This is a genomic window from Marinobacter alkalisoli (genome assembly GCF_045449795.1).
Lineage (GTDB): Bacteria > Pseudomonadota > Gammaproteobacteria > Pseudomonadales > Oleiphilaceae > Marinobacter.
The window spans coordinates 58,758-85,094 of record NZ_JBJJLB010000032.1 but is presented as its reverse complement, the minus strand read 5'-3'; the positions used below and the strand labels follow the sequence as shown (position 1 = coordinate 85,094).

At 56.0% G+C, this 26,337-nt stretch carries 20 protein-coding genes and 1 tRNA gene; 4 read left to right on the top strand and 17 right to left on the bottom strand.

The window, feature by feature from the left end; genetic code table 11:
* Window positions 1-65: 65 nt before the first annotated feature.
* Window positions 66-1,655, bottom strand: coding sequence for a BCCT family transporter (locus ACJO3M_RS15485; protein WP_407002287.1), 1,590 nt, complete (start codon window positions 1,653-1,655; stop codon window positions 66-68).
* Window positions 1,656-1,886: 231 nt separating this feature from the next.
* Here ACJO3M_RS15485 and ACJO3M_RS15480 point away from each other — a divergent pair, with 231 nt between their 5' ends.
* From ACJO3M_RS15480 to ACJO3M_RS15465, 4 genes are all read left to right on the top strand, one after another.
* Window positions 1,887-3,530 carry an FMN-binding glutamate synthase family protein gene (locus ACJO3M_RS15480; RefSeq protein ID WP_407002286.1) on the top strand — a complete coding sequence of 548 codons (1,644 nt, stop codon included), beginning with the start codon at window positions 1,887-1,889 and terminating at the stop codon, window positions 3,528-3,530.
* Between the two features lie 112 nt (window positions 3,531-3,642).
* Window positions 3,643-3,719: transfer RNA gene (locus tag ACJO3M_RS15475), tRNA-Pro, on the top strand.
* A gap of 160 nt (window positions 3,720-3,879) precedes the next feature.
* A complete protein-coding gene (locus tag ACJO3M_RS15470; RefSeq protein WP_407002285.1) occupies window positions 3,880-4,722 on the top strand; it encodes a cytochrome c oxidase assembly protein in 843 nt (280 codons plus the stop codon).
* Entirely contained in the window at window positions 4,719-5,339 is a 621-nt protein-coding gene (locus ACJO3M_RS15465) for an SCO family protein (protein ID WP_407002284.1), read from the top strand. Before ACJO3M_RS15470 ends, ACJO3M_RS15465 begins: the two co-directional genes overlap by 4 nt.
* 23 nt (window positions 5,340-5,362) lie before the next feature.
* Here ACJO3M_RS15465 and ACJO3M_RS15460 read toward each other — a convergent pair whose 3' ends face one another.
* From ACJO3M_RS15460 to pepN, 16 genes are all read right to left on the bottom strand, one after another.
* Window positions 5,363-6,283, bottom strand: a complete 921-nt coding sequence (locus ACJO3M_RS15460) for a pirin family protein (protein WP_407002283.1) — start codon at window positions 6,281-6,283, stop codon at window positions 5,363-5,365.
* A gap of 21 nt (window positions 6,284-6,304) precedes the next feature.
* Complete coding sequence (locus ACJO3M_RS15455) at window positions 6,305-6,868, bottom strand: NADPH-dependent FMN reductase (RefSeq protein ID WP_407002282.1); 564 nt, start codon at window positions 6,866-6,868, stop codon at window positions 6,305-6,307.
* A 121-nt stretch (window positions 6,869-6,989) separates the two neighbouring features.
* Entirely contained in the window at window positions 6,990-7,355 is a 366-nt protein-coding gene (locus tag ACJO3M_RS15450) for a MerR family transcriptional regulator (protein WP_407002281.1), read from the bottom strand.
* The gene (ihfA, locus tag ACJO3M_RS15445; RefSeq protein WP_127331513.1) at window positions 7,336-7,638 is read right to left on the bottom strand and encodes an integration host factor subunit alpha; all 303 of its coding nucleotides are present in this window, start codon (window positions 7,636-7,638) and stop codon (window positions 7,336-7,338) included. Before ihfA ends, ACJO3M_RS15450 begins: the two co-directional genes overlap by 20 nt.
* Before the next feature lie 3 nt (window positions 7,639-7,641).
* The gene (gene pheT, locus ACJO3M_RS15440; protein WP_407002280.1) at window positions 7,642-10,014 is read right to left on the bottom strand and encodes a phenylalanine--tRNA ligase subunit beta; all 2,373 of its coding nucleotides are present in this window, start codon (window positions 10,012-10,014) and stop codon (window positions 7,642-7,644) included.
* 61 nt (window positions 10,015-10,075) lie between these two features.
* Window positions 10,076-11,074 carry a phenylalanine--tRNA ligase subunit alpha gene (gene pheS, locus ACJO3M_RS15435; protein ID WP_297796664.1) on the bottom strand — a complete coding sequence of 333 codons (999 nt, stop codon included), beginning with the start codon at window positions 11,072-11,074 and terminating at the stop codon, window positions 10,076-10,078.
* Window positions 11,075-11,245: 171 nt separating this feature from the next.
* Entirely contained in the window at window positions 11,246-11,599 is a 354-nt protein-coding gene (rplT, locus tag ACJO3M_RS15430; protein WP_012138471.1) for a 50S ribosomal protein L20, read from the bottom strand.
* A 50-nt stretch (window positions 11,600-11,649) separates the two neighbouring features.
* Window positions 11,650-11,841: a 50S ribosomal protein L35 gene (rpmI, locus tag ACJO3M_RS15425; protein ID WP_250090481.1), complete on the bottom strand. Its 192-nt coding sequence runs from the start codon at window positions 11,839-11,841 to the stop codon at window positions 11,650-11,652.
* Between the two features lie 94 nt (window positions 11,842-11,935).
* Window positions 11,936-12,481 carry a translation initiation factor IF-3 gene (infC, locus tag ACJO3M_RS15420; RefSeq protein ID WP_406988020.1) on the bottom strand — a complete coding sequence of 182 codons (546 nt, stop codon included), beginning with the start codon at window positions 12,479-12,481 and terminating at the stop codon, window positions 11,936-11,938.
* Entirely contained in the window at window positions 12,478-14,403 is a 1,926-nt protein-coding gene (thrS, locus tag ACJO3M_RS15415) for a threonine--tRNA ligase (RefSeq protein WP_407002279.1), read from the bottom strand. The genes infC and thrS overlap by 4 nt, the downstream gene beginning before the upstream one ends.
* A 151-nt stretch (window positions 14,404-14,554) precedes the next feature.
* Window positions 14,555-17,155: a TRAP transporter permease gene (locus tag ACJO3M_RS15410; protein ID WP_407002277.1), complete on the bottom strand. Its 2,601-nt coding sequence runs from the start codon at window positions 17,153-17,155 to the stop codon at window positions 14,555-14,557.
* Window positions 17,156-17,239: 84 nt separating this feature from the next.
* On the bottom strand, window positions 17,240-18,223 hold the full coding sequence (locus ACJO3M_RS15405) for a TAXI family TRAP transporter solute-binding subunit (RefSeq protein ID WP_407002276.1): 984 nt from the start codon (window positions 18,221-18,223) through the stop codon (window positions 17,240-17,242).
* Window positions 18,224-18,404: 181 nt separating this feature from the next.
* Window positions 18,405-20,789 (bottom strand): efflux RND transporter permease subunit, encoded by a 2,385-nt coding sequence (locus tag ACJO3M_RS15400; RefSeq protein WP_407002275.1) that lies wholly within the window; start codon window positions 20,787-20,789, stop codon window positions 18,405-18,407.
* Window positions 20,790-20,835: 46 nt separating this feature from the next.
* A complete protein-coding gene (locus tag ACJO3M_RS15395) occupies window positions 20,836-21,930 on the bottom strand; it encodes a WD40/YVTN/BNR-like repeat-containing protein (protein WP_407002274.1) in 1,095 nt (364 codons plus the stop codon).
* A 204-nt stretch (window positions 21,931-22,134) separates the two neighbouring features.
* Window positions 22,135-23,523 (bottom strand): DUF1329 domain-containing protein, encoded by a 1,389-nt coding sequence (locus ACJO3M_RS15390; RefSeq protein WP_407002273.1) that lies wholly within the window; start codon window positions 23,521-23,523, stop codon window positions 22,135-22,137.
* 142 nt (window positions 23,524-23,665) lie between these two features.
* Window positions 23,666-26,308 carry an aminopeptidase N gene (pepN, locus tag ACJO3M_RS15385; protein WP_407002272.1) on the bottom strand — a complete coding sequence of 881 codons (2,643 nt, stop codon included), beginning with the start codon at window positions 26,306-26,308 and terminating at the stop codon, window positions 23,666-23,668.
* Window positions 26,309-26,337: the final 29 nt, after the last annotated feature.

The window sequence follows — 26,337 nt, the reverse complement described above, 5'->3', positions numbered from 1 at the left end:
AGAGAATGAAGGCCAAAAAAAACCGGAGCCCTTGAGCTCCGGTTTTTTTATTCAACTGCGAGTTATCACAGCTTCCCATCCGCAATCAACAGCTTCCGTTCATGGGTCAGGCCCTTCAACAGCCCCCACGTCATGATCAACAGAATCGCTGTGAACGGCAGACCGGCAGAGATGGCCGTTGCCTGTATCGCGCCCAGGGCATCCTCGCCACCACCAAAGATAAGGGCAGCGGCAATCGCACCTTCCATGATCACCCAGAAGACACGCTGAGCTGTCGGAGCATCGGTTTTACCGCCGGCGGTGATGCTATCGACAACCAACGAGCCGGAGTCCGAAGAGGTCACGAAGAACACCAGCACCAGCACAATCCCGATAAAGGAAATGATGCCGGTCAGCGGCAGGTTGGCAAACATCTGGAACATGGCCAGAGACACGTCAGTCAGACCATTCTCTGCCAGAGCGCCAATGCCCTGCTGGATCTGCTCCAGAGCTGAGCCGCCAAACGCGCTCATCCAGACAACGGTGATCACGGTCGGAATGATCAGCACGGCGGTCACGAATTCACGAACCGTACGCCCTTTGGAAACACGGGCGATAAACATGCCGACGAACGGTGACCAGGAGATCCACCATGCCCAGTAGAAAACAGTCCAGCCATGGAACCAGGCTTCGTCTTCACGGCCAAACGGGTTACTCAACGGAATAATGTTTGTCACGTAGGTGGATGAAGTCACCCACAGAGTTTCAATGATGGTCATGGTGGGACCAGCAAAGATAATGAAGAACAGCAGGATGCCCGCCAGGGCCATGTTGAAGTTACTGAGAACCTTCACACCGCCATCAAGGCCACGGAGAACCGAAATCAGAGCAACTGCGGTAACACCGGTGATAATGGCCATCTGGACATTGATACCGGACGAGATTCCGAACAGATACTCCAGACCTGAGGCCGCCTGTTGGGCACCAAAACCCAGGGATGTCGCAAGGCCAAAGATAGTGGCAAGAACAGCCAGTACATCGATGATGTGGCCGGGCCAGCCCCAAACCTTGTCACGCAGCAGCGGGAAGAATGCCGAGCGGATCGTCAGTGGCATGCCCTTGTTGTAGGCAAAAAACGCCAGGGAAAGAGCGACAATCGCGTAGATGGCCCAAGGATGAAGACCCCAGTGGTACATGGTGGCGCCCATGGCCAGGTCACGCGCTTCGGCGGTATTCGCCTCAACGTTGAAGGGCGTTTCATACCACCCGGTGAAATAGGCTGTTGGCTCTGCAACGGCCCAGAACATCAGGCCGATACCCATACCTGCCGCAAACAGCATTGCGAACCAGGAGATGGTGGAGAATTCAGGCTTGGCATCCATACCGCCAATCCGGATCTTACCAACCGGCATGAAAATGAGCGCTATACACACCACCACGAAGATGTTGGCACTGATCAGGAAAAACCAGTCAAAGGTGCCGATAATATTCCATTTCGCACCGTCAAGGAGCTCCTTTGCCTCGGCCGGAAACATCAGCGTTCCGACGACAAAAAGAACCACCAATATCGCCGTAATCGGGAATACCGGTGCATGAAGGTCGAGGCCGAAAGGACTTATATTGTCCTGGCCCGCGACGTAATCCGTCTGGTACTCGTCTTTTACAACGTCGCCCACGTTTGGAGCCTCCTGTTCAGAATGATTACCAAAAATTAAGGTTCACAGGTTACAAGGGCGCCAGTCTAGTGTTTTGAGCCCGAAACATCAAAGACACAACTTAGAGTCGCCACCTCATTGAGCATAGACCAATTTGTCAGGTGTCGCCGTTGGAAGAGAAAATCGGTTAATGGTTTTATGCCGTAAGCACGTACACTTACCTGCAAATCGCAAACGTAGAAAGAGGACACCATGGAGAAAACCACCACCTTCCCCCTGAGGTATACCGCTTTTGCCCTGAGCATTACGGGCCTGCTGATCACCGTGCCACTCAGCATCTTCCTGGAAGGATGGTACCTGCTCCCGGTTACGTTTGGTGTACTTACTGCCGTTGGCACATGGGACATGATGCAGCGCCGGCGTACCGTGAGCCGCAACTACCCGATTCTCGCCAACTTCCGCTATTTCCTGGAGTCCATTGGTCCGGAGATCCGCCAGTACTTCATTCAGTCCGATACGGAAGAACGTCCCTTCTCCCGGGAACAAAGGACCATCGTTTACCAGCGGGCGAAGAACGTGCTCGACAAACGCCCTTTCGGTTCCCAACTGGGCATGTACGACCAGGGCTACGAATGGATGAACCATTCCCTGAACCCGACACACCTGGACAACAGCGATTTCCGGATTCTTATTGGCAAACAGTGCCAGAAGCCATACAGCGCCAGCGTATTCAACATTTCCGCCATGAGTTTTGGCTCCCTCTCCGCCAATGCCATCCTGAGCCTGAATACTGGCGCGAAGATGGGCAACTTCTACCACGACACCGGGGAGGGATCGATCTCCCGCTACCACCGCGAGCCCGGCGGCGACCTGGTGTGGGAAATCGGCTCCGGCTACTTCGGATGCCGCCACCCGGACGGCACCTTCAACGAAGATATGTTTGTGAAAAATGCCACCCTGGACCAGGTGAAAATGATAGAGCTCAAACTATCTCAAGGGGCAAAACCAGGGCATGGAGGTATTCTCCCCGGTGCCAAAGTGACGCCGGAGATCGCGGAAGCCAGGGGCGTCGCCGTCGGTGAAGACGTCGTATCTCCGGCCAGGCACTCAGCATTTAATACCCCCATTGAAATGCTGGCGTTCATTGAACGCCTGAGGGAGTTGTCCGGCGGCAAGCCCGTGGGCTTCAAGCTCGCCATCGGGCACCCCTGGGAGTGGTTTGCAATCGTCAAGGCCATGCTGGAAACCGGTATGAAACCGGATTTCATCGTAGTGGATGGCGGCGAAGGCGGCACCGGCGCTGCCCCCCTGGAGTTCATCAACCGCCTGGGCATGCCCATGAAGGAAGCGTTGCTGCTGGTACACAACACACTGGTAGGCACCAACCTGCGGGAAGACATCGCCATTGGCGCCGCGGGCAAGATTACGTCGGCGTTCAATATCGCCCGCACCCTGGCCCTTGGCGCGGACTGGTGCAACGCCGCCCGGGGCTATATGTTTTCGCTGGGGTGTATCCAGGCCCTGAACTGTCATACCGGACGCTGTCCCAGCGGTGTAGCCACGCAGGATCCCCGCCGCGGCAACAAGCTGGACGTTGAAAACAAGAGCCAGCGCGTTTACAACTATCACAAAAATACCCTGTGCGCCCTGCAGAACCTGCTTGAAGCGTCTGGCCTGAACCATCCTTCCGAGCTTGGGCCGGAGCACATCATTCAACGGACCTCAAAGACCGAGGTGCAGTCCTACATGGACATGCTCCCCTTCCTCGCCCCGGGCGCCCTACTGGAAGGGAAAACCGGCCTTAGCGTATTCGACAAATACTGGCCGGAAGCTCAGCCGGATACTTTTGGACCACCGGAGTTCATCATTAAGCTGCGGGAAACCAAGCTCCATTAAAATCCTGCCTAAACGCCAAAAGCCTGTTTATTTTTGGTTTGGGCTGGTGTAGACTTCGCTCCCGCTAAGCCACTGAGATTTCTCCCAAGTTTCTCTCTGGCCAATAGCATTTCGGGGCGTAGCGCAGCTTGGTAGCGCATCTGCATGGGGTGCAGAGGGTCGCAGGTTCAAATCCTGCCGTCCCGACCAATTCCTCAAACAAAGCCCGGGCCGAAAGGTCCGGGCTTTGTTTTATCTGAAAACCGGCCCGGCTTTCAGGCATCACCATCTTGTAATTCCTTTCATTTCCGGCAACACTCAGAATCCTTAATAAAAACACCCATGCGTTCTACTTGTTGCTGGCGCTCTCATGTCCATGCTTGACTATGTAGTCCCCTACGACTTCTCTGCACTGACCGTACTGAGCTACCTGCTGGTACTGGCATTCTATGGTTATGGCATTCTCCGGATGCCGGAAAGCGACCGCCCGGGCAGCGGTCGCATCCTGACGTTCGTGCTGGGCGTCATGCTTTGCTACGGCGTTATGCAGACCCGATTTGATTACTACTCCCAGTACATGTTCTTCGTCCACCGGGGCCAACACCTGATCCTTCACCACCTCGGACCTTTCCTGATCGCCCTGTCCAACCCGTTACCGGTGATGCGCTTCTGGTATGACCGAATAAGCCCCGGGTTTAGGAGCATCCTGAAACCTGTAGGGTTTGTGTATCGATGCCTCCAGCAGCCATTGATTGCCTCCGTGCTGTTCGTGGGCCTGATCTATTTCTGGTTATGGCCACCGATCCACTTTGACGCGATGCTGAGCCGCAATCTCTACTGGGTCATGAACTGGAGCATGCTACTTGATGGCCTGCTTTTCTGGTGGCTGATCTTTGATCCTCGATCTCCGGCCCTCAGCTCCGCTCTGGGCTATGGCAAGCGTATGCTGATCCTCGCGCTGGTCGCGATACCCCAGATGATCCTGGGGGCCACCATCGTCTTTTCCCGGGGCATGGTGTACGACGTCTACGAAGTGTGCGGCCGGGCATGGCCCATCGAACCGGCAACCGACCAACTGATTGGAGGGCTGTTGACCTGGATACCACCCGCCATGATGAGCATCCTTGGTATTCTGATTATCCTGCGACGGGCGATGCACGAAGATGGCAAATACCCAACCCGATCCAACCCGCTCAAGGTGACAACTTCATGAGCTTTCACTTTCCCGCAAACCTTCGGTCATGGCTAAACCTGCCCCTGCTTCTGGCCACAACTTTCGTGCTGGGTGGTTGCCTGGGAGAAGACGATTCATGGCACGGCAAGGATATTCAGGGCCTGATGCCAGAGTTGGCGTTTGAACTGACAGACACCTCGGGCGAAACCGTCAGCGCAGGAGAACTGGACGGGCAGATACGATTGCTGTTTTTTGGCTTCACTTCCTGCCCGGATGTCTGCCCGACCACACTCCAGAAGCTCAACCAGGCCATAAAAGCCATGCCGTCGGAAATGCAGTCACAGACGCTGGCCCTGTTTGTCAGTGTCGACCCCAAGAGAGACACCCCGGAGCGTCTGGCCAGTTACGTAGATTTTTTTGGAAAGCGGATCGTGGGCCTGACCGGTGACGAGCCAGAGTTGCGTGAGCTTGCCAAGCGCTATCGCACCACCTTCGGTTATGACGAGCCCGATGCTGACGGTAACTACGCGGTCTCTCACAGCAGCGCTGTGTATGTATTTGACCGGGAGGGCGAAGCCCGCCTGCTGATCAGGCCAGACCTGAGCGCTGACCAGATTCGCCAGGACCTTATTGCACTGGTCAGGGAAAACTCCTGACGCTCCGTTGCAGCCAGGGCCCCCTACCTCTGGGGTAACGGAATAAACTCCACCTCGTCCCCGGGCACCTTATCAAACCGGCCTTCCGTCCAGTCATTTTTGGCCTGTTCGATGCGCTCCTTGCGGCTGGACACGAAATTCCATTCGATAAACCGCTTGCCCAAAGGCTCTCCACCGATCAGTGCAATCCGGGATTCTTCCACTGCGGTGATCGTAATGCCCGGCTGGTTGGCGAAGATCGTCATGGACTGGGCAGGCAGGTCGGTATCCTGGGCTTTCAGGGCGCCACTGGCGACGTAGACCGCTCGCTCCTCGGCTTCTGGCAGGCTCAGGGTTTGTCCAGGCTGTAAATGGGCTTCCACATACAAGGTATCGGAGAAAAGCCGCACCGGGGATGTCATGCCGTAGGCACTCCCCATCATCACTCTCACGGGTACGCCGTCCACTTTTACCGCAGGTATGTCTTCACTCGGGTAATGATGGAACGACGGCTCTACCTCTTCGTCCTGCTCCGGCAGGGCCAGCCAGAGCTGTAACCCGTCGAGCGTGTGGTCCGCCGCGGTCACTTCCGGGCGCTCCCGCTCGGAATGCACCATGCCGCTCCCCGTGACCATCAGATTGATATCCCCCGGACGGATCGGTTGCAGGCTCCCAAGGGAATCACGGTGCAGAATCTCCCCTTCGAACAGGTAAGTGACGGTGGCAATACCAATATGTGGGTGAGGCCGCACATTGATCCCCTGCCCTGCTGGAAAGTGCGCCGGCCCCATGTGATCGAAGAAGATCCAGGGCCCGACCATTTTGCGTTTCGCCGTAGGCAACAACCGCCTGACGGAAAAGCCACCAAGATCGGTCTCTCTCGGCGTGAGAATCAACTCTACCGCACTGCAAGGGGAGGAAACCGCATCACAAGCCTGTTCGGCTTCAGCCATTGTGTTACTCACGACGTCACTCCTTTCATTGATTCAGCGCATGACCTTGAGTGCCTGCGCCCATTTGGCCATCTCTTCCAGCATCGCCTTGCCCGAGCTTTCGTGGTGCTCAGAGGCATTGAAGGTTTTATTCTCGTCTATTTGCTCCCACGGCATCTGCACCATGACACCCTCGACCATCGGCATCATTTTCAGGGTCGTGACCAGTTGCTTTGAAAGCTGTGCCGACCTCAAACCACCAGAGACACCGCCGTAACTCACAAAACCACAGGGTTTGTAGTTCCATTCGCTGTAGACATAATCAAGTGCGTTGACGAACGCAGGGGACGGACAGAAATTGTATTCGGGGACCACAAACGCATAGGCGTCAGCCGCGGCAACACTCCGGGACCAGGCTTTGGTGTGTTCATGCTCGTACTGCTGCATACGCGGATGCCTGGGCTCATCGTAGACCGGCAGGTTGAAGTCCGCCAGGTCCACCAGACTGCTCTCAAACTGCCCCTGACTGTTGGCAAAGTCATGGAACCAGGTAGCGACCGCAGGACCTACCCGGCCCGGGCGGGTACTGCAGATAATAGTGTGAAGTTTCAAGGCCATAATCTTATTTCCTCTGTATGGGCTAAAAGCAAGGCAACACCCATCAGCATAGTCGATGCCAGAACCAGGCATAAAAAAACCGAAGGCGCACCTTCGGTTTTTTTCGTCTGACCCACCGCGATCAACGCAATGGGGCGTTCAGCACTTCCAACACTTCTTCCAGCTCTGTAATCATCTGCCGGATAAGCTGCTTGTACTGGGAGGTATCGTCTTTCACCTCATGACTGCTCAGCTTCTGCTTCGCGCCACCAATGGTGTACCCCTGATCGTACAGCAGGCTGCGGATCTGGCGAATGGTAATAACATCCGCCCTCTGGTAGTAGCGGCGATTCCCGCGGCGCTTGACCGGCGACAACTGCGGGAATTCCTGCTCCCAGTAACGGAGTACGTGTGCTTTTACGGCACACAGCTCGGCTACTTCACCAATCGTGAAGTAGCGCTTACCCGGAATAGCGGGTAACTCGTTGTTATGACTCGGTTCCAGCATACGTTTCTACTTTCTGCTTTAATTTTTGCCCTGGACGAAACGTAACAACCCGCCGTGCACTGATCGGTATTTCCTCACCAGTTTTCGGATTCCGTCCCGGTCGCTGCTTCTTGTCTCGCAGGTCAAAGTTACCGAAACCGGACAACTTCACCTGTTCGTTATGGCTGAGTGCGCCTCTGATTTCATCGAAAAAGGCTTCCACCATTTCCTTGGCTTCGCGTTTGTTCAGGCCCAGTTCCTCGTACAAGCGCTCGGCCATTTCCGCTTTCGTCAAAGCCGCCATCTGTTAACTCCTCAGTGTTGCCCCCAGCTCTTCCTTCAATGCTTCAATCACACCGTTGAAGAGTGAGTGCACCTCTTCTTCGTTAAGCGTGCGATCAGGATGCTGCCAGAAAAGGCTCAGGGCAAGGCTGCGGTTGCCTTCACCCAGGCTTTCGCCTTCATAGACATCAAACGCACGCAACGCCGTCAGGCACTCGCCAGCATGCTTTTTGGCTACACGCTCCACATCGGCAAACGCCACATCGTTTCCGATAATAATAGCCAAATCTCGCCGAACTTCAGGGAATTTTGAAATTTCTTTGAAATTAGGCACATATCCAGAGACGATCGAATTCAAGGATAGCTCAAACATCAGGATCGTGCCATTAAGTTCAAGATTTTTCTGAACTTGTGGGTGTAACGTTCCAATCCAGCCAACATGCTCACCGTCTCGTACCAGCTCCGCCGTTTGCCCCGGATGCAACGCCGGGTGCTGACTGGCCAGGAACTGAATCTCGATTCCCAGGAGACGGAACAGACTTTCCAGTTCCCCTTTGACATCAAAAAAGTCAGCCGCCCTGCGCCCATTAACCCAGTTTTCGGGCTGTTGCGAGCCAACCACGACACCTGCCAGCATCGGTTGCTGATCAATGGCATCACCATCTTTCAGAAAGCGCAGACCAGTTTCGAACAAGCGGATGCGCGGCTGCTGCCGGTTCTGGTTATGGGCTACGGTTTTCAGCAAGCCACTCCACAGACTCGTACGCATCACCGACAGATCCGAGGAAATCGGGTTGGCCAGCTCGATGCCCTCACGATCCGGATCGACCAGTTGCTGAACCTTTGGATCCACAAAGCTGTAGGTAATGGCTTCCTGATAGCCACAAGCCACGAAGTAGTTCTGGATTGCCGATACCGGACGAACCGCCTCTTCCTGGGCGCGCAACCCCAGGGACCCTGTCGGCTCGGTGACAGGCAGGTTGTTGTATCCGTAGATCCGGCCAATCTCTTCAATCAGATCTTCTTCGATGGAGATATCCGGTCGGAAGGTGGGCACATGCACGCGCCAGCCGTCTTTCAACAGCTTATCGATATGCAGACCGAGGCGAGTCAGAATTTCCTCGACCTTCGTGCGGTCAATGGCCAGGCCCAGTACATCGGCGACACGCTGCTCCCGCAGATCAATGGTACGATCCCCAGGCAGATGTTCGTCGCTGGCAACTTCAACGATCTCGCCAGGCTCACCGCCGACGATTTCCATCAACAGCGCCGTGCAACGCTCCATGGCATCGCGGGCGAGCTCATAATCCACACCCCGCTCGAAGCGATGAGAGGCATCGGTATGCAGGCCATAGTGCCGTGCCTTGCCGGCGAGAGAAATAGGATCGAAATAGGCAGATTCGAGCACCAGATCACGGGTCCTTGTGCTCACGCCTGAATGCTCGCCACCCATAACACCCGCAATAGCCACGGGCTTTTCATGATCTGCGATCACCAGGGTATCGGCAGTCAATTCCACTTCCTGGCCGTCCAGCAACACCAGTTTTTCGCCCTGCTCTGCCATCCGCACCACGATGCCTCCCTTGATCTCGTCCCGATCAAAGGCATGCATGGGCTGACCCAGCTCCAGCATGACGTAGTTGGTGACGTCCACCGCCGCATCGATAGAGCGGATACCAGAGCGCCGGAGCTTTTCCTGCATCCACAACGGGGATTCCGCCTGGAGGTTCACATTACGCAAAACCCGCCCCAGGTACCGGGGGCAACCAGACGGAGCTTTCACGGCAATATCCGGCACTTCCGAATGAACCGCTTCAATTGGTTCAATCACCGGCGCTTCGACCACCAGGCTGTTAAGCACACCCACTTCACGAGCAATGCCCTTGATGGACAGGCAATCTGCACGATTGGGGGTGAGGTCGACATCAATGGTCACATCGTTGAGCTTGAGATAATCACTCAGATCCCGGCCCACAGGTGCATCCGCAGGCAACTCCATCAACCCATCACTGTTATCCGACAACCTCAGCTCTGACTCGGCACACAGCATGCCTTCGGAGGGCTGACCCCGCAGCTTGGCTTTCCTGATCCTGAAATCACCCGGGAGCACGGCGCCCACAACGGCAAAAGGAACCTTGAGCCCGTCACGCACGTTCGGCGCACCACAGACCACCTGTACCGTCTCTTTGCCGTTGCTGACCTGGCACACGCGAAGCTTGTCGGCATCGGGATGGGGCTCGACGGAGAGCACTTCCCCGACGATGACACCACTGAATTGCCCTGCAACCGGCTCGAATCCGTCGACTTCCAGCCCCGCCATGGTGATCTGGTCCATCAACGCCTGGGAGTTGAGTGTCGGGTTAACCCATTCGCGCAGCCACTGTTCACTGAATTTCATGGTATTTGCCTTGTCCTGATGCGGTTTTGCCTGTTGATTCGATTACCTGTTGATCACGGTGTTATCGGAACTGGCGCAGGAAGCGCAGATCGTTCTCGAAAAACATGCGCAGATCATTCACGCCGTAGCGAAGCATGGCCAGGCGCTCTACACCCAGACCAAAGGCAAAGCCACGGTACTCTTCGGCATCAATACCGCAATGTTCAAATACTTTCGGGTGCACCATTCCACAGCCCATGACTTCCAGCCACTTGATGCTGCCGTCAGCCTCACGCCCCCACTCGATGTCCACTTCCGCAGACGGCTCGGTGAACGGGAAGTAAGACGGCCGAAACCTTACCTCCAGATCGCGCTCAAAGAACACCCTGAGGAACTCTTCCACCGTGCTCTTAAGGTCGGCAAAGCTGACGTCTTTCTCCACCAGCAACCCTTCCACCTGATGGAACATGGGGGTATGGGTCATGTCGGAGTCACAGCGATAGACCCGCCCCGGGCAGATCATCCGGAACGGAGGCTTGCCCGCCTCCATGGTACGGATCTGCACCGGCGAGGTGTGGGTACGCAGCAAAGTGCCCGGATTAAAATAGAAGGTATCGTGCATGGCACGGGCCGGGTGATGGCCGGGAATGTTGAGGGCTTCGAAGTTATGATAGTCATCTTCGATTTCCGGGCCCTGCTCCACGGTATAGCCCGCACGGGAGAAGAACTGCTCGATGCGCTGCAGGGTGCGCGTTACCGGGTGGAGGCCGCCCAGATCCTGACCGCGGCCTGGCAGTGTCACGTCAATGGATTCGCTGGCCAGCTTCTGCTCAATCGCGGCGCGCTCCAGGTCCGAGCGGCGGGCGTTGATGGCCTGCTCAACCTGCCCCTTGGCCTCGTTGATTTTCTGGCCGGCGGCGGGGCGCTCTTCTGCGGAAAGCTTGCCCAGCGTTTTCGCCTGCTGGGTGATCACACCCTTCTTGCCAAGGTATTCAACACGAATTTGATCAAGTGCCTGCAAGCTGTCGGCGCTTTCTACCGCAGCCAACCCGTCCTGAACCAGTTGCTCCAGGTTTTCCATTGACCCTGCTCCAAACCAGAAATGGGAGTACTAAAACCAGTATCTATAAACAAAACCAGTACTTATAAACAAAAATAGGGAAAGAGCGCGCCCTTCCCCTATTAGAGGACGCCATCATGAACCCATGAGGACGTCCGGATCGATCAATAATCGATGAAAGAGCTTAAGCGATCACAGGGACGCTTTGGCCTTCTCAACTACGGCAGCAAATGCCTGCTGCTCGTTCATGGCCAGATCGGCCAGAACCTTACGATCGATCTCAACGTTAGCCTTCTTCAGACCAGCGATCAGACGGCTGTATGACAGACCGTTGGCGCGGGCACCCGCGTTGATACGGGCAATCCACAGGGCGCGGAATGCGCGCTTACGGTTACGACGGTCACGGTATGCATACTGACCGGCTTTGATAACCGCCTGTTTGGCTACACGATAAACGCGACTACGCGCTCCGTAATAACCCTTGGCCTGACTGAGAATCTTCTTGTGACGACGACGTGCTACCACGCCACGTTTTACACGAGCCATACTTTAATCCTTCTACCTTTAAACCTTTGCAGGAATGGTTAGCGGCTGAATCAGCACGCTGTCATACGCTTGATGGAAGCCACGTCAGACTTGGCAATCAGCTTGGTACCACGAAGCTGACGCTTACGCTTGGGGCTCTTCTTGGTCAAGATATGGCTGGTGAAGGACTGCTTGTGCTTGAAGCCGGTGGCGGTTTTCTTGAACCGCTTGGTAGCTCCGCTTTTGGTTTTCATCTTAGACATTTTTAAAACTCCGCATTCTATTTTTAAATAAAACAAAATGTGCCCCTGAACGACAAATCCCCCGCAGACGCGGGGGATCATCACCCGATCAGGTTCACTTCTTTTTGCGGGGAGCCACAATCATGGTCATCTGCCGGCCTTCCATTTTCGGCCGCATCTCAACCGTTGCAATCTCTTCGATGTCCGTTTCGATCCGACCCATGAGCTTCATACCGATTTCCTGGTGTGCCATCTCACGGCCACGGAAACGAATCGTGATCTTGCCGCGGTCCCCGTTTTCAAGGAAACGTACCAGGTTGCGTAGTTTGACCTGATAATCCCCTTCTTCAGTTCCTGGACGGAACTTAAGCTCTTTGACCTGCGTCTGCTTCTGCTTTTTCTTGGCAGCCGCCTTGGCCTTCTTATCTTCGAAGACCTTCTTGCCGTAATCCATTATCTTACAGACGATCGGATCGGAATCCGTAACCTGTACCAGATCAAGAGTGGCTTCTTCCGCCTGCTTCAAGGCCTCTTCGATCGGAACAATTCCCACCTGGGTGCCTTCGGCATCGATCAGGCGGACTTCAGTTGCGTCAATGTTGTCATTGATCGGCGCCTTTGGTGTGCGCCCACCCCGATTCGCTCGCTGTTTAATAATCAGATCTCCGTTTTGGTTCTGCCCTTGCGTTGAATGTCATCAGCCAGTAGCTGTTCGAACGCTTCAAGCGACATAGTTCCCAGATCTTCGCCTTTGCGGGTTCTCACCGCAACGGCGTTGTTCTCGATTTCTTTGTCACCGACAACAACCAAAAAGGGAACTTTATTAATAGTGTGCTCGCGGATTTTAAAGCCGATCTTCTCGTTTCTCAAGTCAGCATTAACCCTATAGCCCAAAGAATCCCACTTTTTCGCCAGATTCTGACAATAATCACGCTGATTATCGGTGATATTGAGGACCGCGACCTGGGTTGGTGCCAGCCAGGCGGGGAATGCGCCTTCGTATTCCTCGATGAGGATACCAATGAAACGTTCGAACGACCCGAGCACCGCCCGGTGCAGCATTACCGGCGTCTTGCGCTCGGAATTATCTGCCACATACTGGGCGCCAAGGCGGCCCGGCATGGAAAAATCGACCTGAATGGTACCGCATTGCCATACCCGACCGATACAGTCTTTCAGGGAGAATTCAATTTTCGGGCCATAGAATGCACCCTCACCCGGCAACAATTCCCAATCCACGCCTTCGCGGTTCAGTGCTTCTTCCAGGGCCGCTTCCGACTTGTCCCATACCTCATCGGAGCCTACACGCTTCTCCGGACGGGTCGACAGCTTGTAGAGGATCTGGTCAAAACCGAAATCCTTGTACACCTCGTGGAGCAGGTCGATAAAGCGCGACACTTCCTCCTGAATGGCGTCTTCTTCGCAGAAGATGTGGGCATCGTCCTGGGTAAAGCCGCGAACACGCATCAGCCCGTGCAGCGCGCCAGAGGCCTCGTTCCGATGGCAGGAGCCGAATTCAGCGAGGCGCAGCGGCAAGTCCTTGTAACTTTTCAGACCCTGGTTGAACACCTGGATGTGACACGGGCAGTTCATCGGCTTGATGGCAAAGTCGTGCTTTTCGGACTCGGTGGTGAACATGTCATCGTGGAACTTGTCCCAATGACCGGATTTTTCCCACAATGCCCGGGAGACCACCTGGGGCGTCTTGATTTCCTTATAGCCGTGACGGTGCAGGATATCGCGCATGTACTGCTCGATTTCCTGGTACAGGGACCAGCCATCCGGATGCCAGAACACCATACCCGGAGCTTCTTCCTGCATATGGAACAGGTTCAGTTTCTTACCGATCTTGCGATGATCCCGCTTTTCGGCCTCTTCCAGGCGATGCAGGTAGGCCTTCAGGTCTTTCTTGTTGCCCCAGGCTGTACCGTACACGCGCTGGAGCTGCTCATTGCCGGTATCACCCCGCCAGTAGGCGCCTGCCACCTTGGTCAGCTTGAACGCCTTGAGCTTGCCGGTATTGGGCACGTGGGGCCCACGGCAGAGATCAATAAAGTCACCCTGACGGTAGAAAGACAGGTCTTCATCACCGGGAATGTCCTCGATGATACGCACCTTGTATTCCTCGCCCATCTCGTTAAAGAGTTTCACCGCCTCTTCCCGGGACATCACCGAACGCGACACCGGAATGTCCTGCTTGGCCAACTCTTCCATGCGCTTTTCAATGCGCGCCAGATCTTCGTTGGTAAACGGACGGTCAAACTTGAAATCGTAGTAGAAGCCGTTATCGACCACCGGCCCAATGGTGACCTGGGCTGACGGGAACAACTCCTTGACCGCCATGGCCAGCAGGTGGGCAGTGGAATGACGGATAATATCCACGCCATCTTCATCCCGCTCAGTCACAATGGCGAGATCAGCGTCATCTTCAATCTGGAAACTGGTGTCTACCAATTTGCCATTGACGCGTCCGGCAAGGGCGGCCTTTGCAAGACCTGCGCCGATATCAGCGGCGACGTCGTGTACGGTAACGGCTTCGGCAAAGCTGCGGTGGCTGCCGTCCGGCAGGGTTACTACGGGCATGATTCTCTCCTGTGGGTCTCAGCGGTGATCCGTACCAAAGATCACGTGTAGGCGGCCATCCGCGATACAAACCACGGGCCGCATTCGCAGCGGAGTTTAACAGAAAAAAACCCGGCAGGTTAATGCCGGGTTTTGCCAACCGCCGGGTCCGTCAGGCCGTTGCTGCGGCGGCGTCCTCCCTGCTCTTGCGCCGCAACTGGCCGAAGGCCACCAACCCGAGCAGAGTCAGGGCGGGGATGAACATGATTTCCCGGGGGGGACGGTCCAGCTCTACCTGAACGGCGTCTATTGTCCAGCCGAACTGGAAGCCGGCATCCTCCGCCGGACTTCCAAAATCGACGAATTCAACGGTCATACGATCGCCATCGGGCTTCAATTCCAGACCCGCACTCATCAGCCGCTCTTCTGGCGAATCGCCTTCAGGGATTTCGAGCTTGAGGTAAGTGGTTATATCACTGCCGTCCAGCGACATACCCGACGCTTTCAGCACAATAGGCTTATCCGCAGGCACTGTCTCCACATACTCCATGATCTCCACACTGGGACGGTCCTCGGTGGGAGGATAGATCATGTCCCACCAGAAGCCGGGCCGGAACATGGTGAAAGTAATGAGCAGAAGCAACAGCGATTCCCACTTATAGCTCTTGGTAAACCAGAATCCCTGCGTGGCCGCCGAAAACACCAATATCGCCGTCACAGCGCTGGCAATGGTAATCAGCAGATCCAGCCACCCGGTCAGCCCGATCAGCAACAACTGGGTGTTGAAGATAAACATGAACGGCAGGATCGCCGTCCGAATGTCGTAGGTGAAACCCTGGATACCGGTTCGTATGGGATCAGCCCCTGATATGGCGGCAGCCGCGTAGGCTGCCAGCCCCACAGGCGGCGTATCGTCCGCGAGGATGCCAAAGTAGAACACGAACAGGTGAACCGCAATCAGCGGAACAATCAACCCGCTCTGAGCGCCCAGAGTGACGATGACCGGCGCCATCAGGGTAGACACCACAATGTAGTTTGCGGTGGTGGGCAACCCCATCCCCAGAATCAGACTAATGACCGCAGTGAAGATCAGCATCAGCAACAGATTGCCACCGGACAGGAATTCCACGAATTCCGTCATGACCAGACCGATGCCCGTGAGGGTGACGGTACCAACCACAATACCTGCGGTTGCAGTCGCAACACCAATACCCACCATATTGCGTGCGCCGGTGGACAACGAATGGGCCAGGTCCAGCACGCCGGTTTTGAAGTTTTCAAGGAGGGCACCCTGCTTGCGGAAAAACGCCCTCAACGGCCGCTGGGTAATCACGATGAAAACCATGAAAACAGTGGCCCAGAAAGCGGACAACTGAGGAGAAAAACGCTCTACCGTAAGACACCAGACCAGAACAACCACCGGCAGCAGGTAGTACAAACCGGTTTTGACCGTCGGTCCCATCTCCGGAAGCTCGCCCATGTCGGCGTTCGGATCATCGATTTCCAGTTCCGGAAAACGCGTCGCGTAGGCCACGAGCCCCACGTATACAAGCAGGAGCAACGGCCCCAAAACCCAGACAGCCGCTTCGCCAAGCCAGGTTTTCATCCAGCCAATGCCGTAATAGACCGCAAGCGTCAGTACACTGAGGCCGATCAGGAGAACTACCCAGTTCAACATTCTCTGGGCAAGCGTCGGGCGATTCAGGCGCTCAACACCTTTCATGTTCAGCTTGCAGGCTTCCAGGTGCACAATGTAAATCAGCGCAACATAGGAAATCAGCGCTGGCAGGATTGCGTGCTTGATAACCTCAAGATAGGAAATGCCCACATACTCGACCATCAGAAACGCGGCGGCACCCATGATCGGCGGGGTCAACTGACCATTGGTTGAGGCGGCAACCTCGACCGCACCGGCTTTGGTTGCCGGAAATCCCACACGCTTCATCAGCGGAATCGTGAACGTGCCGGTCGTCACCACGTTGGCGATAGAGGAACCTGAAATCACCCCGCTCAAACCACTGGAGACCACCGCAGCCTTGGCCGGCCCGCCACGCATGTGCCCGAGGCCTGCATAGGCGACCTTGATAAAGTAGTTACCGGCCCCCGCCCGCTCAAGGAGGGCGCCAAACAGTACAAACAGGAAAACGAAACTGGTGGACACACCCAGCGCCACCCCGAACACCCCTTCGGTACCGAGCCACTGGTGCGAGGCAAGCTTGCTGAGACTCACGCCCTTGTGGGCAATGACATTCGGCATGTAAGGGCCGGCGATGGAATAGGTGATGAAAACAACGGCAACAATCGTCAGCGGCAGTCCCAGGGAGCGGCGCGTGGCTTCCAGCAACAACACCAGACCGATCATGGAAACCCAGAGGTCCGTAGTCGTCGGAAGTCCGGGGCGACTGGATAGCCCCTCATAAAAAACGTATAGATACGAAGCACAGAAAGCCGCCACCAGGGCCAGAATCCAATCATAGAAAGGCACACTGTGAAGGTTCCGCCCCTTAATCATCGGGAAGGCCGAAAACGCCAGAAAAACGGCAAAGGCCAGATGTATGGAGCGTGCTTCGGTGGAATTGAACAACCCGAAATTGAAGATATACGGCAGTGGTGATGCAATCCAGAGCTGGAACAGAGACCACACCAAAGGAATGACAAAAAGAATGACGGCGGCATTACCGCTGGTTGCCCTACCCCCGGTTTCTGTCTGCAAAATCTGCTCTACATTTTCGCCATCCACACCAGGCCCTTTAGCCGGGTCGCTCGTTGCCATAAAAAATTCCTGTTACGTAAAAGATTGATCCATGAATAGACAACACAGCGGACCCATGGCCCGCTGTGTTGAGATACCGACAGATCAGTCGATCAGGCCGGCTTCCTTGTAGTACTTCTCGGCACCCGGATGCAGGGGGGCACTTAGAGCGTCGGACACCATTTCTTCCTTGTTCAGATTGCCAAAGGCCGGATGCAGACGCTTGAAGCTGTCAAAGTTTTCGAACACAGCTTTAACAACCGCATACACCACGTCATTGGGCACGTCTGTGGAAGACACGAACGTTGCCGCGACACCGAAGGTGGTGACGTCATCATCGCTGCCTCGATACATGCCACCCGGAATGATGGCTTTACGATAGTATGGATTATCGTCGATCAGCTTTTTGGTGGCGTCGTTGTCGACGCTCACAATGACACTGTCGCAGGAGGTGGTCGCTTCCTTGATGGCACCGGATGGATGTCCAACGGTATAGAAGAAAGCGTCGATGTTGCCATCACACAGCGCCTGGGACTGCTCGGCAGCCTTGATTTCCGCTGCCAGGGAGAACTTGTCCTGGGTCCAGCCCATTTCCTTCATCAGCACTTCCGCAGTAGCCCGCTGACCAGAACCGGGGTTACCAATAGAAACGCGCTTGCCTTCCAGGTCCTCAAAGGTTTTGATGCCGGAGCCTTTGCTCGCAACAACGGTGAACGGCTCAGGGTGCAGCGAGAAGACTGCCCGCAGCTTTTCATTCTTGCCGGCGTCTTCAAATTCACTGGTGCCGTTGTAGGCATGGTATTGCCAGTCGGACTGGGCAACCGCCAGATCCAGCTCCCCTTCACGAATGGCGTTCAGGTTGTAGACGGAACCACCGGTACTCTCGACAGAACACCGAATACCGTGCTCCTTCCGGTCCATGTTCACCAGACGGCAGATTGCACCACCGGCCGGATAGTAAACGCCGGTTACCCCGCCAGTGCCAATGGTGACAAACCGCTGTTCCTGCGCGGAAACCGCAGAGGAAGCGGCGCCAAGACTAACGGCGGCAGCAAGGGCGAGAACAGAACTTTTAATTTTTAGCGTCATGGGATCTTCCTTTTTCATCATTATCATATGGAACCCGCATCCGCATGCGGACAAACTACTGGTTCGTCTTGAAACATAGACCACTTCGCACCATAAATAAAGGTTGCATTAGCTGGCTAACCAGTTGACCGGGAAACAAAAAAGCCCGCCAAGCGGGCTTTTTTGCGGGTGCATGCGGCGGTTATTTCTTTGACCGCGCCTTGGCAAGCATATGGTCAGGACGCAGCAAGAAGCGCGCCAGTGCCGGCAGCAGCCAGATGGCCCCGACCATGTTCCACAGGAACATGAAGAACAGCAGGAAGCCCATGTCGGCCTGGAACTTGATCGGAGAGAAGATCCAGGTCACCACACCGAGGCCCAGAGTCACGCCGGTAAAGATAACCGCTTTACCCGTTGAACGCAGAGTCTCGTAATAGGCTTCCTGCAGGGGTTTGCCCTCCAGCAGGTATTTCTCCAGCTTGGTGTAGATATAGATACCGTAATCGACACCGATACCCACACCCAGCGCGATTACCGGCAGGGTCGCCACCTTGATGCCAATACCGGACACCGCCATGATCGCCTCACACAGGATCGAAGTAAGCCCCAGCGGGATCACGACACACGCCACCGCGCGAATGGAGCGGAACGTCAGGAAACACAACAGACTGACCACGCCGTAGACGAAGATCAGCATCATGTTCTTGGCGCTGGAAATCACTTCGTTGGTGGCTGCCTCAACACCGGCATTACCAGCTGCCAGCAGGAAGTTATGCTCCTCGTTGCTGTTGTTCTCCGCGAACTCCTCAACACGGTCTATGACAGTCTTCAGCGTTTCGGCCTTGTGATCCTCAAGGAACACCAGCACCGGCGTCAGGTCGCAGTTGGTATTGATCAGACCCGATGGCGCTCCGCGAATAGACGCGTTAATGATGGTCTGGTTGCGGGAAATCTCGTACCACTTCCAGTTGCCCTCGTTGAGGGCCTTGGTGACGATCTTGGACACGTCCGCCAGCGACGCCGAAGACTGGACGCCCGGAGTGTTCTGAAGCTCCCACTGCAGGCTGTCCATGGCGCGCAGTACATTGTACTGGGTGCACTGCTCCTCTGGCGTTTTCACCATCACCACCAGAACGTCGGCACTGGTGGAGTAGTTGTCGATGATGTAGGCGTTGTCCTTGTTATAGCGGGAGTCCGCGCGCAGTTCCGGAGCCCCCTGGTCGAGGTCCCCTACTTTCAGGTCCTGCTTGTAGTAAAGCCCAAGGCCGAGACCGATTACTGCGACCAGCAATGAAATCGGCGCCACGCCAGGATGGGAGAAGTAGGACATGACCCGCCATTTGCGATCCTGCTTTTCGCCGTGATTCTGCACATGCCGGACACCACCCTTGGTAATGCCGATATAGGACATAATGAGCGGATGCAGGACCAGGTTGGTAATAATCACGATCGCCACACCCAGACCGGCAGCCACTGCCAGATCCTTGATCACGTCAATCTGGATGAACAATAGGGTCAGGAACCCGAAGGCATCCGAAATCAACGCCAGCATGCCCGGGATATAAAGGGCCCGGAAGGCAAGCCGTGCGGCGGTAATCGGATCAAAGCCCTTCGAGGCCTCAATCGCCATGGCGTTGACCACCTGAACACCGTGGCTGATACCAATCGCAAACACCAGAAACGGCACCAGTACCGAGTAAGGGTCCAGGCCATAACCGAGAAGCCTGAGAATACCCAACTGCCAGAATACCGCCACGATGGACGAGAATACCGGCACCAGCGTGCCCGCGATACAACGGGAGTACCAGAACAGCAGCAGCGTTGTCAGCAGAATCGTGATGCCGGCAAAGTAGGCAATGGCGCCAATACCTTCAATCAGGTCGCCGACTTTCTTGGCGAAACCAACAATATGGATTTCAATGTTGGGATTATCCGCGCCGTACTTCTCACGGATCTTTTCTTCCAACTGACGGGAGAAATCACCATAGTCCAGAGGCTCACCGGTCTCCGGGTTATTCTCATACAACGGCGCGTACACGATCGTGGAACGGAAGTTGTCCGAAATCAGGCGGCCAACCTCGTTTGAGCGCAGAACATTCTGGCGTAATGCTTCCAGGCTGTCACGGGAGCCATCGTATCCATCGGGGATCACAGTCCCACCCTGGAAGCCCTGCTCCGTCACTTCAACCCAACGTACATTGGAGGTCCACAGTGACTTCAGCCCCGAACGATCAACACCGCTCAGGTAGAACACCTCATCAGTGATCTCTTTCAGGGTTTCCATGTACTCTTTGGTGAAAATATCGCCCTCTTTCACCTCCACGGCGATACGCACAAAGTTCCCCAGGTTCTCCAGGTCGTCCCTGTGTTCCAGCATGTTCACAATATAGGGATGCTCAAGCGGGATCATCCGCTCGAAACTGGCATCCGGCTGGATCTTGATGGCGTTGTAGCCAAGAAACAGCGTCAGGAAAAAGAATGCAATCAGGATGATGGCCCGATTGTTGAAGATCAGACGTTCCAGGAACGGCTCCGCCTTCGGTGTCGTCAGGTAATGTTCGCCCTTATCGTGCTTCGGGTTCGACATTCAAAAGCCCCTCTATTATCCGTTCTGTTATTGCCGCATCAGGGCGTTATTGAAGGTTCTTGCCACGGGCGTCGGTGAACTTGACGCCACCCTCGCCTACGATGAGAAGGTTGGTTCCTGAAATCGGAACAACCGCCATGACGCCTTCCCGGTCAGTCCGGAAGTACGGGCGGAAGGATTCGCCGCCGTTGGTGCTCATCAGCACTGCGCCGCTGTTTCCTACCAGGGTGATACGTCCATCGTCCGCAACCACGCCGCTGTTCAGAGTGGCACCGGCCTCATTGGGAATCATCTCCCAGGACTTGCCCAGGTCTGTCGAGCGCATCTTGTTGCCACGCAGGCCGAATGCCAGCATTTCATTGGGCTCACCCGTACCGACAGCGCCAAAAAGCGATCCTGAGTATGGGCTCTCGCGACGCTCCCAGGTATCACCGCCATCAACGGACACGTGAATATTGCCAGCCTCACCGACCACCACCAGGGCGCCACCCGTTACCTGGGTGATGCTGTTGAGATGGAAGCTTTGCGGGTTATCAATCTGCGCTGACCAGTCTCGCCAGGTGTCGCCACCATCGGTGGTGCGCAGAATCATGCCATAGGCACCGACCACAAAACCGTGATTCTCGTTCTCAAACCACACGTCCAGCAACGGATTCACCGGCCCAACATCGAGATCGGCTTCCAGGTTGCCCAACGTAAAAAACACATCGTCCAGCGCCCATTCAAGATCGCTCCTCTCCTCTTCCGGCGCTTCTTCGATCTGCTGTTCAAGTTCGGCAATCTGCTCCTGTTTGGTTTCAATCGCCAGTTTTGCCGCTTCGACACCGGTCAACTGAAGCTCCCAGGATTCACCAGCATCGCCTGAGTGCAATATCACCCCGCTGTGACCAACGGCCCAGCCATACTGTTCGGTGCCAAAATCAATTCCAGTCAGGGTGACGGAAACAGGCACTTGCCCCTGCTCCCAGGTCTGCCCTTCGTCATCCGAGTAAATGATATGGCCCCGCTCACCCGCCGCCACGATCCTGTCACCCGCTTTTGTCACATCGTTAAGCAGTGACTGCGGAGCCAGATCGGTTGGCCGTGATGGGGTTTCGATGATATCCGCGAGCGCAAACGCCGAGGGAGCGGACAGTGCCATGGATGCTCCAAGACAAGCCGCACCCAGAGTCTTGCACATCAACCTTGTAGCCATTCAGATTGCCTATTATGTTGTTTTGAACTGTGTCTCTGTTGTGCCGTGTAACGGCCGGTGTCATAAACATACCGGCAACCTTGTGGTTACCGGTATGCAGGTTCGCCGATAACTTCGGGCGAAGACGTCATCCCCGAAGCAGTATAAACCTCAGCGCACACTCCGGCGGCGAAGGGACGCCGGAGAGAAATAACGCTTATTGGGGACATCGTCGGAAAAGGTACGGGTATTCGGCTCTTCCGTATCCAGTCCCAGAACGTGGTAACGCCGGGCCTGCAGATCGTGGTAAACATCCAGTACTGTCCACACGCCCGGAAGCTCATAATAGTTCTTGGGCAGGCCCATAGTGACACGCCAGAGTTCTCCCCGACCGTCGTACTGATCCACCAGAACGGTGTTCCAGCTGTCTTCATCGATATAGAAACGACGTTTGGCGTATATGTGGCGCTCACCGTCTTTCAGATTTGCTTCCACAACATGCACCCGGTGAAGCTCCCAGCGGGTGAGATCCGGATTGACGTGGGACACTCCAAGGATTTCAGAGTAAGGCGTGCCTTTCTCACCAATGCGGTAATTATTGTAGGGAATGTAGATTTCCCGCATGCCTTCGTAATTCCAGTTATACCGGTCCAATGCACCGTTAAAGATGTCGGTATCATCCGCAGTACGAAGGTTGTCAGCAGCGGCAATGGGAGAATCGTAGCCCAGGTTCGGAGCCCTGCGTACACGGCGCTGGCCGGCGTTATACCCCCAGCCATTACGCGGATTGATAATCTGATTCAATGTTTCGTGAATCAGGATGGCACCACCGGCAAGACGGGGCGGTGACTGGGTAAATGAGAGGTAGTAGAAAATCACGTTTTCCAGATCTTCTTCACCACCTTCAGGGTTGTAATAATTGAAGAAAGCTTCCTGCTGGGACGTAACGAGAGAATAATCGCCGTCGGTCTGGACCGCCACTTCACTGGAGCGACGGGTAACGTTGACCCCCCGCCACCGGGTCAGGTGATTCCAGATCGCCTGCCACGCCTTTTCCTCATTATTGCCGTGAAGAATCGGGAACGGGTAACCGCCAAACGCACCGTCAAGGCCCTCACCCTCACCGACGATCTCCGCGTTCACCGCATTTTCTTTGGTGTTTTCGGCAACCCAGTCCGGCACGGCATGGGTACGCCGGCTCTTGTAGACCGGAATCCGGAAGGTGGTGGGGTAGGCTTCCAGCATAGCCCTGACACCGTCGGTAAGATGGTCGCTGTACTGCCCCATGTTCGATGCATTGATAGTGAACAGCACGTCGTCATCCGGGAACGGATTGATATGATGCTGGCCACTGCCTTCATAGCCATCGGGAGGCGTTGTCAGACCGCCATCCCAGGCAGGAATGGTACCTGCGTCATTGCCGGCCTTGATGGAGCCGAAGGGTGTGAGGTCCTGCCCGAGCCGTGCGGCCTCACTGGATGACACGGCGGCCGCGGCGGGGGCAGAAGCCACGGATAGCGCGAGCAGACCGCCCAGGAAAAAGTTCTTGTTATAGATCATTATGAAACCCTAATACTATCTGGAGGCCCTTTCGAGGGCCTTTTTTTGTCGTTTCATGGTTTATCGACTATCCAACAGGTTAGCCGATCGGCCAATATTGTCTATCGACCGAAAGTGCGATTTTGCACCCGCAGCGGCTCCCCTAGCCGACGAGACTCTTGTGAACCACCTCGTAAACATCCCGTGACAGCCCTTTCTTGTCCCGGATCTGCTCAAGGGCGATTTTCATCTGATCACCATGGACCGGTGCAAATTTCTTCCACCGGGTCAGCGGCGTCACCAGGCGCGCCGCGATCTGCGGATTGCTGTCATCAAGACGGCAGACCTGCTCCGCCAGGAAGCGATAGCCGGAACCGTCCGCTGCGTGGAATGCCGACAGGTTCTGTCCGGCGAAGACGCCGATGACCGAACGCACCTTGTTGGGGTTCTTCCAGTCGAACGCTTCGTGGGTCATCAACTGGCGGATCTGCTCCAGGCTGCCGGTGGCCGGGCTGGATGACTGCACCGAGAACCACTGCTCCACCACCTGGGGATCCGCGGAAAACTGCTGATAGAAGCTCTCCAGTGCCTGCTCCCGCTCCTGCACGAATCCGGAGTTGACCAGTGCCCGCAATGCGCCGAGCCGGTCGGTCATGTTATCCGCCTCGCGGAACTGGTCCATGGCCAGGTCGCGACCCTGCTCATCATCAATGTGAAGGAGCCACGCCAACGCGGTATTGCGCAGACTGCGGCCGGCAATCTCTTCAGGGGACAAGCCATAGGACCCGTCCGCTGCGTGGCGCTGATAGCAGGCCAGCAGATCCTGCCGCAGCTCACCGGCCAGATGCGCGAGCACGCGCTCCCGAGCCTGGTGAATGGCGGGCACATCCGGGCTGTCCGCCAGCTCAATCAGGTAGGCCTCCGAGGGCAACTGCATCATTTTGGCCACCAGCGCCTGATCCAGAGACTCATCCGACAGTAACTGGCGGTATGCGGCAACCAGCCTGGGCTCAATGTCGGCATCACCCTCTGCATCAACCAGCGACTGGATCACATCCACGGCCAGTCTCTGGCCGGCATCCCAGCGGTTGAACCCGTCGGTGTCGTGGCTCATCAGAAACAGCAGCTGCTCGCGCGTCCACGGATACGCCACCCGCACTGGCGCGGAGAAGTGTCTCAGTAGCGACGGCACCGGGCGCTCACTGACACCGGTGAATTCGAACGTGTGGCTGGCATCGGTCAACTCCAGCACCCGCTCTGACGGGGAATCGCCGTTCTCACCGGCCAGGGTCAGGGGCATATCCTGACCGTTGCTATCGAGCAGGCCCAGAGCAAAGGGAATGTGCTGGGGCTGCTTGCCCTGCTGCCCGGGTGTATCCGGAATGCTCTGCTTGATGGTGAGGCTGTACGTGCCAGCCGCGTCATCATAATGATCACTGACATTCAGCACTGGCGTCCCCGCCTGTACATACCAGAGCCGGAACTGGGAAAGATCTCGACCGCTGGCATCTTCCATTGCGGAAACAAAATCATCGGTGGTGACCGCCTGGCCATCGTGCCTCTCGAAATACAGGTCACTGCCTTTACGGAACAGCTCCGGCCCCAGCAGGGTATGGATCATCCGTACCACTTCTTCCCCTTTTTCGTAGATCGTCAGGGTGTAGAAGTTGGAAATCTCCATGTAGGAGGCCGGGCGCACCGGATGCGCCATGGGGCCGCCATCCTCGGCAAATTGCGCCGTTCTCAGCAGGGTGACGTCCTCGATACGCTTGACCGTGGGCGAGCCCATGTCGGAGGAAAACTGCGCATCCCGGAAGACCGTGAAGCCTTCCTTCAGGCTCAGCTGGAACCAGTCGCGGCAAGTGACGCGGTTACCGGACCAGTTATGGAAGTACTCATGGGCGACAATCGCTTCGATGCGCTGGAACGCCAGGTCCGTAGCGGTGTCCTGACTGGCAAGCACGCAGGAGGAATTGAAGATGTTCAGCCCCTTGTTCTCCATTGCCCCCATGTTGAAGTCATCCACGGCAACGATCATGAAGATATCAAGATCGTATTCCCGGCCGTAGACTTCTTCATCCCAGCGCATGGAGCGTTTGAGGGAATCCATCGCGTGCTCGCATTTCTCCGAGTTGCGCGGCTCCACATACATCCGCAGGTCGATGTCGCGGCCCGACACAGTGGTGAAGGTATCCCGCTTTTCCACCAGGTCTCCAGCCACCAGCGCGAACAGGTAACAGGGTTTCGGGAACGGGTCTTCCCAGGTGACAAAGTGCCGGCCGTCAGCCAGGTCGCCCCGCTCCACATCGTTACCGTTGGACAACAGGATCGGATAGGCGGCCTTGTCCGCCTCGATCCGGGTACGGAAACGCGCCATCACGTCCGGCCGGTCCGGGAAAAAGGTGATGCAACGGAAACCCTCCGCCTCACACTGGGTGCAAAACATCCCCGATGACTTGTACAGCCCCTCAAGACGGGTGTTGTTCTGGGGTTCAATCCAGGTGACCACCTTAAGCTCGAAGGCATCGGGCACGTTTGTGACTACCAGGGTGTCGCCGAGGTCCTCGTATTGCCCCTCACCCAGGGTAGCGCCATCCAGCGCCACGGACTCCAGTTTCAGGCTGTCACCGTCCAGCTCAAGGGCACCATGGTTGTCACCCGACTCCGGATTCCGGCGCATGGACAACACGCTGTGCACGCGGGCGCCATCTTCAAACAACTCGAAACGGAGGTCGACGTGGTCCACCAGGAAGGCCGGTACACGGTAATCTTTCAGGTAAATGGTTTGTGGCTGACTGGTACGCATTCGCTGTCTCCAGAAATTCGTTGCGGTCG

What these genes read in the sequence shown, in the direction of transcription:
- ACJO3M_RS15405 (WP_407002276.1), bottom strand. Translation starts at nt 18,223, where the DNA reads ATGACGCTAAAAATTAAAAGTTCTGTTCTCGCCCTTGCTGCCGCCGTT.
- ACJO3M_RS15480 (WP_407002286.1), top strand. Translation starts at nt 1,887, where the DNA reads ATGGAGAAAACCACCACCTTCCCCCTGAGGTATACCGCTTTTGCCCTG.
- pheT (WP_407002280.1), bottom strand. Translation starts at nt 10,014, where the DNA reads ATGAAATTCAGTGAACAGTGGCTGCGCGAATGGGTTAACCCGACACTC.
- ACJO3M_RS15390 (WP_407002273.1), bottom strand. Translation starts at nt 23,523, where the DNA reads ATGATCTATAACAAGAACTTTTTCCTGGGCGGTCTGCTCGCGCTATCC.
- ACJO3M_RS15455 (WP_407002282.1), bottom strand. Translation starts at nt 6,868, where the DNA reads ATGGCCTTGAAACTTCACACTATTATCTGCAGTACCCGCCCGGGCCGG.
- rplT (WP_012138471.1), bottom strand. Translation starts at nt 11,599, where the DNA reads ATGGCTCGTGTAAAACGTGGCGTGGTAGCACGTCGTCGTCACAAGAAG.
- ACJO3M_RS15465 (WP_407002284.1), top strand. Translation starts at nt 4,719, where the DNA reads ATGAGCTTTCACTTTCCCGCAAACCTTCGGTCATGGCTAAACCTGCCC.
- ACJO3M_RS15395 (WP_407002274.1), bottom strand. Translation starts at nt 21,930, where the DNA reads ATGGCACTGTCCGCTCCCTCGGCGTTTGCGCTCGCGGATATCATCGAA.
- pepN (WP_407002272.1), bottom strand. Translation starts at nt 26,308, where the DNA reads ATGCGTACCAGTCAGCCACAAACCATTTACCTGAAAGATTACCGTGTA.
- ihfA (WP_127331513.1), bottom strand. Translation starts at nt 7,638, where the DNA reads ATGGCGGCTTTGACGAAAGCGGAAATGGCCGAGCGCTTGTACGAGGAA.
- ACJO3M_RS15470 (WP_407002285.1), top strand. Translation starts at nt 3,880, where the DNA reads ATGTCCATGCTTGACTATGTAGTCCCCTACGACTTCTCTGCACTGACC.
- thrS (WP_407002279.1), bottom strand. Translation starts at nt 14,403, where the DNA reads ATGCCCGTAGTAACCCTGCCGGACGGCAGCCACCGCAGCTTTGCCGAA.
- rpmI (WP_250090481.1), bottom strand. Translation starts at nt 11,841, where the DNA reads ATGTCTAAGATGAAAACCAAAAGCGGAGCTACCAAGCGGTTCAAGAAA.
- pheS (WP_297796664.1), bottom strand. Translation starts at nt 11,074, where the DNA reads ATGGAAAACCTGGAGCAACTGGTTCAGGACGGGTTGGCTGCGGTAGAA.
- ACJO3M_RS15400 (WP_407002275.1), bottom strand. Translation starts at nt 20,789, where the DNA reads ATGTCGAACCCGAAGCACGATAAGGGCGAACATTACCTGACGACACCG.
- ACJO3M_RS15450 (WP_407002281.1), bottom strand. Translation starts at nt 7,355, where the DNA reads ATGCTGGAACCGAGTCATAACAACGAGTTACCCGCTATTCCGGGTAAG.
- ACJO3M_RS15410 (WP_407002277.1), bottom strand. Translation starts at nt 17,155, where the DNA reads ATGGCAACGAGCGACCCGGCTAAAGGGCCTGGTGTGGATGGCGAAAAT.